13 protein-coding genes are annotated in these 12,995 nt (G+C 61.9%); 8 read left to right on the plus strand and 5 right to left on the minus strand.

What is annotated here, in order from left to right; translation table 11 throughout:
* Positions 1-80: 80 nt before the first annotated feature.
* A complete protein-coding gene (locus D8U70_RS06925; RefSeq protein ID WP_130928535.1) occupies positions 81-1,064 on the minus strand; it encodes a TauD/TfdA family dioxygenase in 984 nt (327 codons plus the stop codon).
* Between the two features lie 35 nt (positions 1,065-1,099).
* Positions 1,100-1,840 (minus strand): alpha/beta fold hydrolase, encoded by a 741-nt coding sequence (locus tag D8U70_RS06930; protein WP_130928536.1) that lies wholly within the window; start codon positions 1,838-1,840, stop codon positions 1,100-1,102.
* 135 nt (positions 1,841-1,975) lie between these two features.
* On the opposite strand from D8U70_RS06930, the gene D8U70_RS06935 reads away from it, so the two are divergent.
* Positions 1,976-3,109 carry a cupin-like domain-containing protein gene (locus tag D8U70_RS06935; protein ID WP_130928537.1) on the plus strand — a complete coding sequence of 378 codons (1,134 nt, stop codon included), beginning with the start codon at positions 1,976-1,978 and terminating at the stop codon, positions 3,107-3,109.
* Positions 3,110-3,148: 39 nt separating this feature from the next.
* Here the strand turns inward: D8U70_RS06935 and D8U70_RS06940 are convergent, their stop codons facing one another.
* Positions 3,149-4,321: an MFS transporter gene (locus D8U70_RS06940; protein ID WP_130928538.1), complete on the minus strand. Its 1,173-nt coding sequence runs from the start codon at positions 4,319-4,321 to the stop codon at positions 3,149-3,151.
* A 234-nt stretch (positions 4,322-4,555) separates the two neighbouring features.
* On the opposite strand from D8U70_RS06940, the gene D8U70_RS06945 reads away from it, so the two are divergent.
* From D8U70_RS06945 to D8U70_RS06955, 3 genes are all read left to right on the plus strand, one after another.
* Positions 4,556-5,356 carry a glucose 1-dehydrogenase gene (locus tag D8U70_RS06945; protein ID WP_056784282.1) on the plus strand — a complete coding sequence of 267 codons (801 nt, stop codon included), beginning with the start codon at positions 4,556-4,558 and terminating at the stop codon, positions 5,354-5,356.
* Positions 5,349-7,175, plus strand: a complete 1,827-nt coding sequence (locus D8U70_RS06950) for a glycoside hydrolase family 15 protein (protein ID WP_130928539.1) — start codon at positions 5,349-5,351, stop codon at positions 7,173-7,175. Before D8U70_RS06945 ends, D8U70_RS06950 begins: the two co-directional genes overlap by 8 nt.
* 307 nt (positions 7,176-7,482) lie before the next feature.
* Positions 7,483-7,872 (plus strand): hypothetical protein, encoded by a 390-nt coding sequence (locus tag D8U70_RS06955; protein ID WP_130928540.1) that lies wholly within the window; start codon positions 7,483-7,485, stop codon positions 7,870-7,872.
* Here the strand turns inward: D8U70_RS06955 and D8U70_RS06960 are convergent.
* Positions 7,844-8,452: a hypothetical protein gene (locus tag D8U70_RS06960; RefSeq protein ID WP_241664637.1), complete on the minus strand. Its 609-nt coding sequence runs from the start codon at positions 8,450-8,452 to the stop codon at positions 7,844-7,846. The two genes, D8U70_RS06955 and D8U70_RS06960, sit on opposite strands and share 29 nt — an antisense overlap.
* A gap of 114 nt (positions 8,453-8,566) precedes the next feature.
* Between D8U70_RS06960 and D8U70_RS06965 the strand changes: the two genes are divergently transcribed.
* On the plus strand, positions 8,567-9,454 hold the full coding sequence (locus D8U70_RS06965; RefSeq protein ID WP_110647028.1) for an alpha/beta hydrolase: 888 nt from the start codon (positions 8,567-8,569) through the stop codon (positions 9,452-9,454).
* Here D8U70_RS06965 and D8U70_RS06970 read toward each other — a convergent pair.
* Complete coding sequence (locus D8U70_RS06970) at positions 9,423-10,406, minus strand: GlxA family transcriptional regulator (protein ID WP_130928541.1); 984 nt, start codon at positions 10,404-10,406, stop codon at positions 9,423-9,425. The two genes, D8U70_RS06965 and D8U70_RS06970, sit on opposite strands and share 32 nt — an antisense overlap.
* An 89-nt stretch (positions 10,407-10,495) precedes the next feature.
* On the opposite strand from D8U70_RS06970, the gene inhA reads away from it, so the two are divergent.
* The 3 genes from inhA to D8U70_RS06985 form a co-directional block, all read left to right on the plus strand.
* On the plus strand, positions 10,496-11,182 hold the full coding sequence (inhA, locus tag D8U70_RS06975) for an isonitrile hydratase (protein ID WP_130928542.1): 687 nt from the start codon (positions 10,496-10,498) through the stop codon (positions 11,180-11,182).
* A 249-nt stretch (positions 11,183-11,431) separates the two neighbouring features.
* The gene (locus D8U70_RS06980) at positions 11,432-12,223 is read left to right on the plus strand and encodes a CPBP family intramembrane glutamic endopeptidase (protein WP_130928543.1); all 792 of its coding nucleotides are present in this window, start codon (positions 11,432-11,434) and stop codon (positions 12,221-12,223) included.
* 102 nt (positions 12,224-12,325) lie between these two features.
* Positions 12,326-12,995, plus strand: a 670-nt coding sequence (locus D8U70_RS06985) for a PAS domain-containing protein (protein ID WP_130928544.1), incomplete at its 3' end; no start/stop codon positions are given.

A 12,995-nucleotide genomic window follows, 5' to 3' on the forward strand; every position in this document is an offset into this window, starting at 1 on the left:
CGGTACAAAGGCCAGACAGACAAATGCCGAAGCCGGTACAGGCCCGGATTCGGCATTTGAGTTGAAGGGTTGCGAACAGGTCAGCGCACGTCCTGCGAATGCCCCTCGGCCATCGCCACGATGACTTTGCGCGGCCCTTCGAACGGTGAGCGCGCGTGAGCCGAAAGCATGTTGTCGAGCATCAGCACATCGCCCTCCTGCCAGGGAAAACTGATCGCACAGTCGTCGAGCACCGCACGAATCTGCGCCAGCACTTCGTCTTCGATCGGCGAGCCGTCGCCGTAGTAGACGTTACGTGGCAGGTCTTCTTCGTCAACGATATCGAGCAGACTTTCGCGCACGTCCGCTGGCAGGTTGGAGATGTGAAACAGGTGCGCCTGATTGAACCAGACGTGGTCGCCGGTCACCGGGTGCACCGCCACCGCCTGACAGGTCTGCCGCGTGCGCAGCTCACCGTCGTCCTTCCATTCGCAGACAATGCCGTGGGCCTTGCAGTAGGCCTCGACAACTTCACGGTCTTCGGTGTTGAACACGTCTTCCCACGCCACGTCGAGGCCATTGCCGAAGTTGCGCACGTACATCAGGCCTTTGCTGACGAACCGCTCGCGGATCGCCACGGGGATGCGCCGGTAGACTTCGCGGCTGTCGGCAATCGGCGTCTCACCGCCGGACCTGGCAGCGATCATGCTGTAGAACCAGATCTTCATCGGCCAGTCGCGGGAATAGGCCTGCTCGTTGTGCAGCGGAATGCTCTGGTGCGCCGGGTATTCGGTGGAGGTGTACACGCCTTGGGTGACGTTGGTACGCGGCGTCGAGCCGAACTCGTAGTTCAGCAATGGATGGCCGAAATTCGCGGCGAACTGGCGGAACTGCTCGGCGCCATCGAGGCGAAAACCGCGAAATAGCACGCCACCGTCGCGCAGCAAATGCTCGTCGACCAAGGCCTTCAATTCATCGAATACCGCCAACAGATCGGTGTCGGCATCGCCCGCCTCGACCAACAGCGGCAAACTTCCGCGCTGCGGCAGCAATGGCCGCACGGAAAACCCCAGAGCAACAGCCATGACTGGCCTCCTGAAAATGATAGATGAGGCGCGTCTCAGAACGCCGGTTGCACGGCCTGCGCAAGGCGTCGGTGATGCACTTCCAGATGGCTCTTGATCGTGCGAATGACCCGCGCTTCATGTTCATGAATGAAGAAATGCCCGCCGGTCATCATGTCCACCGAGAAACTGCCCAGGGTCTCCTTGCTCCAGCCGATCAGTTGTTCGGTGGTGGCGCGGTCTTCCTTGCCACCGAGCACGTGCACCGGGCAATTGAGCAGGGGCCGCTCGGCAGGCGTGAAGCGCCCGCACATCATGAAATCGGCGCGCAGCACCGGCAGGGTCAGGCTCATCAGCTCTTTATTGGCGAGGACTTCTTCGCTGGTGCCTTGAAAGGTGCGCAACTGTTCGATGAGTTCTGCATCGCTGCGCGGTTCGGCAAAGCCGCGGTCGTAGTCGCTGCGCATGGTCGGTGCGGCGGTGCCGGAGGCGAACAGCGCCAGCGGCTCCGGCACACCCGACTCGCGAAAGGCATGGGCCAGTTCGCAGGCGAGCAACGCACCGAGGCTATGCCCGAACAACGCATAAGGGCCTTGCAGCCCCGGCTTGTGCTCGCGCGCCAGTTGCCGCGCCAGTGCGCGCATGTCGGTTTGCAGCGGCTCATCGAACCGCGCGCCACGCCCCGGCAGTTCCACCGGTTGCAATTGCAGCCACGTTGGCAGTTGACGCCGCCAGCGGCTGTAAACCATGGCGCTGGCGCCCGAATAGGGCAGGCACAGCAATGTCAGCTTGGTCACCGCGCTTTCCTTGAAAAATGTGTCTGCAAGAAAGACGGATCACTGGCCGGACAAATTAGTCGCCCGGCCGCTAAATTCCGCCGCCAGCCGCTCGTTGCCTGTTCAGGAAAAAACAACAATCGCGAGGGAATTACCGTGGAGCTGCAGAGCATTCTGGGCAAGTTGTTCGCCAACGCCGGCGCGGTCGGCATCGAGGGGGTTTTCCAGTTCATTTTCAGCGCGCAGCAGGCGTACTGGTACGACATCAAGACCAGCCAGCGCACGGAAGTCGGGCGCCATCCAAGCCCGGACGTGACCATCGAAGTCGCGGAAAAAGATTTTCTCGGGATCATGGCCGGCGTGGTCAACGTCGAGGAACTGTTCGCCAGCGGGCGCCTGAAGATCGGCGGCAACATGGGCCTGGCGACAATGCTGCCGCAGATCATCGACCACGCCCGCCAGGGAGGCGGCACGGTGGAAAAGGTCGACATGAACAAGCGCTACCCGACGCCGCCACGCTTCAGCGAAAAGCTCACTGCCGCGCTGCCTCGCCAGACCAGCGTCGAACGCCGTGCGCGCGCCGAGTTGAGCCGGCACGAATTCGAAACTCGTTATTTGCCCAACGGCATTCCGCTGGTGATCAGCAATGCCCTGCACGACTGGCCGTTGTTCAGCCTGAGCCGTGAGGAATCGCTGGTGCATTTTGCTGAACTGCAGGGCATCACCCGCCACGGCGATTACGTGAAGAAGACCTTTTCCACCGAGCGTGATTTCCGCTCGACCTCGATGGCCGAGTTCATCGCCTCGCTGGACAGCCCGGCAGTCAAAGGCGCCGACGGCGAGCCGCCGGCGTACATGGGCAACAACATCCTGCCCGCGCAATTGCTGCAGCAGATCCAGTACCCGCCCTACTTCGACACGTCGTTGTTCATTCCGCCACGTATCTGGATCGGCCCCAAGGGCACGCTGACGCCGTTGCACCGCGATGACACCGACAACCTCTTCGCCCAGGTTTGGGGCCAGAAGAAATTCACCCTCGCCGCGCCGCATCACCGCGAAGCGCTGGGCACTTGGTCGACAGCGCCCAAGGGAGGCCTGGATGGCTGCGATTTCAACCCGGACGCGCCGGACTATGAACGTTTCCCGGCAGCGCGGGAGGTGACGTTTTTGCGGGTGACGCTGGAGGCTGGGGATCTGCTGTTTTTGCCAGAGGGCTGGTTCCATCAGGTGGAGTCGGTGTCGACTTCGCTGTCAGTCAACTTCTGGGTCGACTCAGGACGCGGCTGGTAACCCGATCCCTTGCACTCGTCAGCTCCTACAACAGGATTTTTATTTCAAGTGACGGAAACTTTGGAACGCTGAAATCAGCACCACCGCCCCCGCCGCAATCGCCAGCCAGAATCCGCTGCGCGCGCCAAACGCATCGACCAGCGCGCCGGAACCGGCGGCGCCGATCGCCACGCCGATGCTCAGCCCGGTCACCAGCCAGGTCAGGCCTTCGGTCAGTTTGGCCGGCGGCACGATGCGTTCGATCAACGCCATCGCCACAATCAACGTCGGCGAAAAGAACAGCCCGGCGATAAATACCGCGATCGACAAGCCGAGGATGTTGCTCGCCAAGAGCAGCGGCAGCGTGGTCACTGCCGTCGCCACGCCGCCGTAGAGAAACAGGCGCGGCAGCGGCAGTTTCGAACGCATCGCACCGAAGGCGATGCCGGCCAGGCATGAGCCGATCGCGTATACCGACAAAACAATACTCGCCGCTGCCGGCTGCCCCTGATGTTGAGCGAAGGCGACGCTGACCACATCAATCACCCCGACGATCACGCCCATCGCCAGCATCAACGCCAGCAGCCATTGCACGTCGGTCGAGCGAATGATCGAGCCCTGATGCTGCGACTCCTGCCCGTGCACCGGTGGCTCGGTGCTGCGCTGGGCGACAAACGCCGTCACGCCAATGGCCAAGGCCAACAGCGCCGCCAGCGGCCCGGCCTCGGGAAACACCGCGACCGACAGGCCCACCGACAGCGGCGGCCCGACGATAAAACACACTTCGTCGAGCACCGACTCCAGCGCATACGCCGTCTGCAATTGCGGCTGGCCACGGTAGATCTCGGTCCAGCGCGCCCGCACCATCGCCGACATGCTCGGCATGCACCCGGCCAGCGCGGCGAACACGAACAACGTCCAGTCCGGCGCCTGCAAACGCGTGCACAGCAGCAACATCAATAACCCGCCGCCACCGGTCAGCGCTGCGATCGGCAGCACCCGCCCCTGCCCGTAACGGTCCACCAGACGCGATACCTGTGGCGCGCAAAACGCCGTGGCCAAGGCAAACGTCGCCGCCACCGCACCCGCCAGCGCATAACCGCCGTTCAACTGCGCGAGCATGGTGATCAGGCCGATGCCGGTCATGGAAATCGGCATGCGCGCCAGCATCCCGGCCAGCACAAACGCACGGGCGCCGGGGGCGGTGAACAATTCGCGGTAGGGATTTGCCATCGATTGCAGCCTCATCAGGGGCGGCCAAGTTGCCATAGCCTTGAATGCCGTGGAAGCGCGCAATTGTTAGCGGTCTGTGAAGGCCCCTTCGCTCGCACATTCGAAATGCCGTCCCCCGGTGGGAGCGAGCCTGCTCGCGAAGGGGCCGGCGCAATCACCGCATCCAGCAAATGAACTCTCAGCGTCTGCCATCAGTCAGCTACTTAAGTCTCTGGAACCAAGGCGCGAATCGTCATGCAGATTTCCCTCGCTCATCAGGTGGCGCTTGTCACCGGTGCCAGCTCCGGCATCGGCCATGCCGCCGCCAAAGCACTCGCTGCGGCCGGTGCTGCAGTCGTGATCAACTACAACAGCAGCGCTGAACCCGCGGAAGAACTGGCCGCGCAAATTAACGCCGAAGGCGGTAAGGCGCTCGCCATCGGCGCGGATGTTTCGAAAGAAGAAGATGTCGAGCGGCTGTTCAAAGAGACCGTCGAAGCCTTCGGCTCGCTGGACATTCTGGTGGCCAACTCCGGTCTGCAAAAAGACGCTGCCGCCGTGGACATGACCCTCGACGACTGGAACACGGTGATCGGCGTCAACCTCACCGGGCAGTTCCTCTGCGCACGGGCGGCGTTGCGGATTTTCCAGCGTCAGGGCGTGCGCGAAGGCGTGTCGCGCGCGGCGGGCAAGATCATTCACATGAGTTCGGTGCACCAGCGCATTCCATGGGCCGGGCATGTCAATTACGCGGCGTCCAAGGGCGGCGTCGATCAGTTGATGCAGAGCCTCGCCCAGGAAGTCAGCCACCAGCGCATCCGTATCAACAGTATCGCGCCCGGTGCGATCAGCACGGCCATCAACACAGAAGCCACTGAAGGCGCGGCCGGCGACAAACTTCTTGAGCTGATTCCCTACGGACGCATTGGCGATGTCGAGGATGTTGCCAACGCAGTGGTTTTCCTCGCTTCCGACCTGTCCGATTACATCGTCGGCACCACCCTGTTCATCGATGGCGGGATGAGCCTCTATCCGGAGTTTCGCGGCAATGGCTGAGCCTGAAATGGAACAACAAAGTCCCATCGGTGCCCACGGCATCATCGGCGACATGCGCAGCGCCGCACTGGTTAACGACAAGGGCAGCGTGGATTTTTTCTGCTGGCCCGAGTTCGACAGCCCGACGATCTTCTGCTCGCTGCTCGATACCCCTGAAGCAGGGATTTTCCAGCTCGCGCCAGACTTGCCGGATGCACGCCGGGAACAGATTTATCTGCCCGACACCAACGTCTTGCAGACCCGTTGGCTGAGCGAACACGCGGTGGTGGAAATCACCGATCTGCTGCCCATCGGTGATGATGTCGACGCCCTGCCCCTGCTGATGCGCCGGGTGCGCGTGGTCAGCGGCTCGGCGACGTTCAACCTGCGTTGCGCGGTGCGCCACGACTACGGCCGCGCCGACACCCGGGCAGAGATGGACGCAAAGGATGTGACGTTCCACGCCGCTGGCCAGCCGTCGATACGCCTGGCTTCAGATCAGGCACTGCAGATCGACGCGCAAGCGGCCGTCGCGCAATTCACCCTCGAGCACAATGAAACCGCCGCATTCATGCTCGGTGGCAGCGACGACCCACGCTTTGCCGAAGGCACCGCCGAATTGTGCATGGAGCGCACCCTCAAATACTGGCGCGGCTGGATCGGCCAATCCAACTATCGCGGGCGCTGGCGGGAAATCGTCAATCGCTCCGCCCTCGCCTTGAAACTGCTGACCTCACGCCGCCACGGTGCAATCCTCGCCGCTGCCACCTTCGGCCTGCCGGAAACCCCCGGCGGCGAGCGCAATTGGGATTACCGCTACACGTGGATCCGCGATGCCTCGTTCACCGTTTACGCGTTCATGCGCCTGGGCTTCGTCGATGAGGCCAACCACTACATGCAATGGCTACGTGGGCGAGTCAGCGATTGCTGCGGCAAACCGATGAAACTCAACATCCTCTATGCCATCGACGGCCAGCAGGAACTGCCGGAAACCGAACTCACGCACCTGTCCGGTCACGGCGGCGCGCAGCCGGTGCGCATTGGCAACGGCGCTTATGATCAGATCCAGCTGGATATCTTCGGCGAGCTGATGGATGCGGTGTATCTGGTCAACAAATACGGTGACGCAATTTCCCACGAAGGCTGGCGGCACGTCGGCGAAGTGGTCGATCAGGTCTGCGAAAACTGGCAGAGCGAAGATGTCGGCATCTGGGAAATGCGCGGCGAGACTCATCACTTCCTGCACTCGCGGCTGATGTGCTGGGTGGCGCTGGACCGGGCGATCCGCCTGGCTTCCAAGCGTTCGCTGCCGGCGCCGTTCGCCCGTTGGGATGACACCCGGCAAGCGATCTACACCGACATCTGGGACAACTTCTGGAACGAAGAACGCGGGCATTTCGTCCAGTACAAGGGCGGCACCGCACTGGATGGCTCGATGCTGCTGATGCCGCTGGTGCGTTTCGTCAGCGCCAAGGATCCGCGCTGGCTGTCGACCCTCGAAGCGATCGAAAAAACCCTGGTGCGCGACGGCATGGTCTATCGCTATCGCAACGAAGACGCCAACATCGATGGCCTCAGCGGCACCGAAGGCGCGTTCGCCGCGTGTTCGTTCTGGTACGTCGAATGCCTGGCCCGCGCCGGCCAGGTGGAAAAAGCCCATCTGGAGTTCGAGCAATTGCTGCGATATGCCAACCCGCTTGGGCTGTACGCCGAAGAGTTCGACAGCCATGGCCGGCATCTGGGCAACACACCGCAAGCGCTGACGCATCTGGCGTTGATCAGTGCAGCGAGTTTTCTTGACCGCAAGCTGAGTGGCGAGAAGAGTTCCTGGCAGCCATAGCGATGTTTTTTCGTCAGCGCATGTCAGACCGATCCCTGACTGGACGGGATTTTTCCACAACGGGCCTGCCCGCCAGCCAACGGCAACAGGCCCATACCCAACGTGAAACCTGCACGGCGGTTATGTCTGGCGACAGTCTGTGTAAAAACTGCTCCTACATACGCCACACACGTTACGTTGAAACGCTTCCCGCAACGTACGCTTACACGGCGAAATACCTTGTTGCCAGCCGTTACATCCACACCTACCATCCAACGCAACGGGCACAGCGGAGCTGTCCAACCACACCCGAATTCAAGGAACCGGAATGCCTCACCACGTCCAGCGCAGCATCGCCTCCCCTCTTCGCAGCGGACTGACTCGCACCCAGCTCTGGGAAGCCGCCGACAAAGGCCTGATCAAATGTTGGGAAATCGGCCGCCAGCGCGCCGAACGCTTTCCCGAACTGGCCCAGCGCTGCCTGGCCGGTGAATTGCCGGTGCTGGGCTGGAAGGGTGGCGTCAGTCGCAGCCTGAAGAAAAACGAGAAGTACGGCTCACTGAAATATCTGGCGCAGTGGCAGGGTCTGCGCGGTGAGGATCTGGATATTGATCTGGCGCAGGAGCGTTCGCTGATGTGTTCGCGGACGAAGATGAAGGTGACGTTTACGCCGGATCGGACGAAGTATTTCAATCAGATCGCGGAGCTTGAGGCTTAGCCGTGCGGAAGTCCGGGCGGTAGCAATCCGGGTACAGGGCACAGACGCCGTACTGGGCGTCCAGATCGGCCATGTGCTGGTAGAACTGCTCGATTTCCCAAAACGTTTCATCCGCAACGGTCATCAGGTAGAAGTAACTGAGCTGATGGTCATTGGGCAGCACCAATGGAAACTCTGCCAGCGCGTCCATCCTCGGGGCATTGGCCAGCGCCGCGAGCATTGACGTCGGTGCCAGGGATAATTGCTCGAAGTACTTCTGCTTGTATGCCGCCAGACCGATGGCTTCACCTTTTGCTCTGGCATCGATAAGTTGCGCAAGGTTTGCACGGCGCTGCTCCCAGTACGCCGCCGGCAGGTCTACATTCATTTGTTGCTTATGGCTGGCCAATGCCTCATCGGCGCTGAGCTGGCGTTGCGGTTCGCCCGGCACGGTAGCGGATCGTGCGTCCAACTCCTTGAAGGACAGCATGATCGTCGACTTGGCAAACATGCGCTCCATCAGTTCACGGCGCTGCGGGGTGTCCGGCAATGCCGGTGGCGGCGATGCGCAACCGGTCAGCATCACGACAAGTGCCAACATAACAAGCAGCGTTTTGAGTGACATGTATCGTCCTTGAAGCCAGTCGACAGAATGAGCTGCGCAGTCTATCCGATGGTCTAGGGTTTGGAAGACGTTTGCACGGAGTTGACAGTCATGATTCAGTCAGTCCTTACGCCTTTTCTGACCATTGCCTACGAACAGCACGGTCCGAACAACGGCGCCCCGGTGATTCTGCTCCACGGCTTCCCCTATTCCCCGCGCGCCTTCGACGAAGTCGCCCCGGCGCTGGCCGCGCGAGGCTACCGCGTCATCGTGCCGTACTTGCGCGGTTACGGGCCGACCCGGTTCAACAGTGCGCAAACCCTGCGCTCCGGCCAGCAAGCTGCGATGGCGCAGGACTTGCTCGATCTGATGGATGCGCTGGGTATCGAACAGGCCATGCTTTGCGGGTATGACTGGGGCGGTCGGGCGGCGTGTATTGTCGCGGCGTTGTTTCCGGCGCGAGTGCGCGGGCTGGTCAGCGGCGACGGCTACCTCGTGCAGGACATCGCCCATGCGAACCAGCCGTTGGACCCGGAAGACGAGCATCGGCTCTGGTATCAGTACTATTTCCACACGCCGCGTGGCGTCGAGGGCCTTAAGCAGAATCGCCGGGAGTTGTGTCAGCTGCTTTGGCGGCTGTGGTCGCCGACATGGGCGCGTAAGGACGAACGCTACCCGCTGACCGCTGACGCTTTTGATAATCCTGATTTTGTCGACGTGGTGATTCATTCCTATCGGCATCGCTTCGGATACGCCCCGGGCGATCCAGCCCTGGAGTGGATGGAGGAAGCGCTGGCCACACAGCCGGTGATCAGCGTGCCGAGCATTTCGCTGTGCGGTGGCGATGATGGCGTCGGCCCGCCTTCGCTGATTGATGAAGATGCCGAGCATTTCAGCGGCTTCTATGAGCGGCGAGTGCTGGCGGGTGTCGGCCACAACATTCCCGAAGAAGCGCCGCAGGAAACCCTCAAGGCGATACTGGATCTGTTGCAACGCTAACCGAAAACCGCTCGCGATAAGCCTGCGGTGTCACGCCAATCGCTCGCAGAAAACTGCGTCGCAGTGTTTCCTCACTGCCAAAGCCGCAATTGGCGGCGATGCGTTTCACCGGCAGGCCGGTATCGCTGAGCAGTCGTCGAGCGGTTTCGACGCGGATCAATTCGATCGCCCGCGCCGGGGTCTGGCCGGTGTCGGCGCGGTAGTGGCGGATGAAGCTGCGTTCGCTCATGCCCGCCTGTTCGGCGAGGGTCGGGATGCCGAGGTCGCAGGTCAGGTGTTCAGCGATCCAGGCGTGCAGTTCATCGAAGCGGTTGCCCTGTTGTTGCAGCGCCAGCGTCACGCTGAATTGCGACTGCCCGCCCGGGCGTTTCAGGAAGACGACCAAGTGCCGGGCGACGTCGAGGGCGATGTCGCGGCCGAGGTCTTCTTCGACCATGGCCAACGCCAGATCGATGCCTGCCGTGACCCCGGCAGAAGTCCATACCGGGCCGTCGTTGATGAAAATCGGATTGGCTTCGACGCGCAGATTCGGATGCTGCGCGGCCAGTTGCTCGCAGCGCGTCCAGTGGGTGACCACGCGGCGGCCATCGAGCCAGCCGCTGGCCGCGAGCAGAAAGGCCCCGGTGCACACCGAAGCCACGCGCCGGCAATGAGTGCCGTGCTCGCGCACCCAGTCGACCAGTTGCGAGTCTTCGGCGGCGGGATAAATGCCCCAGCCACCGGCGATGATCAGGGTGTCGCTGGGCGTTTGTGGCAACGGCTCGGCGAGCACCGCCAACCCCGCCGATGACATCACCGCCCCGCCACCGCTGGCAATCACGCTCGGCGCATAGGGCGTCGGCATGCCGCGCTGGCGAGCCAGATCGTTGGCCGAGGCGAACACCTGCAACGGCCCGGTGACATCAAGAATCTGCATGTTGGCAAACGCGAGAACGTGAATGGCTTTAGGCATTTGGCGTAATTCGTGGGGTGATTGGCGTATGCGCCAGAACCTACGCGCCTACAGTGCAGTCGTCCACTTCTTTCAACGGAGCAAGAACGATGACGCTGCAGATCGGTTTTCTGTTATTCCCGCAGGTCCAGCAACTCGACCTCACCGGCCCTTATGACGTACTCGCCTCGTTGCCCGGCGTGCAGGTGCACCTGATCTGGAAGGACCTGATGCCGGTGACGGCCAGCACCGGCCTGCTGCTGAAACCGACTACGACCTTTGAGGATTGCCCGGATCTGGACGTAATCTGCGTGCCCGGCGGCAGTGGCGTCGGGCCGCTGATGGAAGATCAGCAGACGCTGGATTTCATCAAACGCCAGGCCGCCCAGGCACGTTACGTGACCTCGGTGTGCACCGGCTCGCTGGTGCTCGGCGCTGCTGGGCTACTGAAGGGCAAGCGCGCGACTACGCACTGGGCGTATCACCAGTTGCTGCCGACGCTGGGCGCGATTACGGTGAAGGATCGGGTGGTACGCGACGGCAATCTGTTTACCGGTGGCGGAATCACTGCTGGCATCGATTTCGCCTTGGTGCTGGCGGCGGAACTGGTCGATGCCGATACGGCGCAACTGGTGCAGTTGCAACTGGAATATGCCCCGGCACCGCCGTTCAACGCTGGGAGCCCGGACGTGGCGCCGAGCGCGGTGGTCGATGAGGCGCGGTTGCGCGCGGCGCCTTCGTTGAAGTTGCGTACCGAGATTACCGAGCGCGCGGCGGCCAAACTGGGCCTGCGCTGATATCCCAGCCAATCACAACCCTTGTATGAGCTGCCGCAGGCTGCGATCTTTTGATCTGATCGTTCCCACGCTCTGCGTGGGAATGCAGCCGGGGACGCTCCGCGTCCCACAGGCTCAAGATCGCAGCCTTCGGCAGCTCCTACACGTCGATCCCAAGTTATTCGCCGCGCTTCTCACTCTCCTTCACTTGTCCCACCTCCCTCGCCCGTGTAGAAAGCCCCTTCCAGAAATCTCGCACAAGGACTTTCGATGAAGGCGCTGCCCTGGCTCTATCTCGCGCTGCTCGGCCTCGGTTACGGATTGGCCCTGAGCTACGGCCAGCTCGGTTGGCTGGCGTTGATCTCCGTGGGGCTTTTGCTGTTCGCCGCATTCGCCGTGCGCCAGCAAGAGGTGCCGGTCGCGCGTTGGCTCGGCCATGGCCTGTTCATCGTTTTGGCGGTGGCACTGGCGATGCACTGGCTGCCGGGCTTCGCCAACGGCCGAGTAATCAATCCGCAACGTTTCACTGACAACGCGGTGCCGTTCGCGATGTATTTCAATCTGGATAAACCGCTGGTGGGCTTCTGGTTGCTGCTGGTTTGTCCGTGGATTGTCGCGCGGCGTTCGTTGCGCCTGACGGTCTATGCCACCGCCCTCGCCCTGACGCTGTGCGCGATTCTCGCCCTCGGCGGCGCATTGTTGCTCGGCGTAATCGCCTGGGCGCCGAAGTGGCCGGATCAGGCCTGGCTATGGGTGCTGAACAATCTGCTGCTGGTGACGCTGGTCGAGGAATCGCTGTTTCGCGGCTATATACAGGGCGGACTCAGCCGTCGCCTTAAACACCTGCCCTACGGCGATAACCTCGCGCTGCTGTTGGCCTCGCTGCTGTTTGGTCTGGTGCATGCCGGCGCTGGCTGGACCTGGGTGTTGCTGGCGGGACTGGCCGGGGTCGGCTATGGTCTGGCCTACCGTTTCGGCGGACTGGGCGCGGCGATCGCCACCCATTTCGGCCTGAATCTGTTGCACTTCGGCCTGTTCACCTATCCGATGCTGGCCAGTTGATGCAAGCGCGGTTCTGCGACGCCGTACTTAATTCTGAAAAAAAACTTCAATAAAAACCTGTCGGCGCCGACAACCATTCAAAGCCTTGCGGATTGAAAAACCATGCGTAACAACCAGCCCATTACACAACGCGAGCGGACCTTTCCAGCTCAGCAACGGTTGATTTCCACCACCGATGCCAAGGGCGTGATCACCTACTGCAACGACGACTTTGTCGAGATCAGCGGGTTTTCGCGGGAGGAACTGATCCGTGCGCCGCACAATCTGGTCCGTCACCCTGACGTGCCGTCGGCGGTGTTCTCGCACATGTGGGGCACACTGAAACAAGGCTTGCCATGGATGGGCATCGTCAAGAATCGCTGCAAATCCGGTGACCACTATTGGGTTAACGCCTATGTAACACCGGTGTTCGAAGGCAATCAGGTGATCGGTTACGAGTCGGTGCGCGTCAAGCCCACCGCTGAACAGATCCGCCGCGCCGAAGCGCTCTACCAACGCATCAACCAGGGCAAGTCGGCGATTCCTTCGACGGACAAATGGCTGCCGCTACTGCAGGACTGGCTGCCGTTCATTCTGGTCAGCCAGCTGAGCTTCATGATCGGCGCGACGCTGAACTCGCATTGGGGCTTCGCCCTCGCCGCCGGTTTGTCGGTGCCGCTGGGCCTGATGGGCCTGCAATGGCAGCAACGCGGGCTCAAGCGCCTGCTGCGCCTGGCCGAACAGACCACCTCCGACCCGCTGATCGCGCAGATGTACACCGACAGCCGTGGCG

Origin of the sequence: Pseudomonas sp. Sample_20 (genome assembly GCF_004307585.1) — a bacterium.
GTDB lineage: Bacteria > Pseudomonadota > Gammaproteobacteria > Pseudomonadales > Pseudomonadaceae > Aquipseudomonas > Aquipseudomonas atacamensis.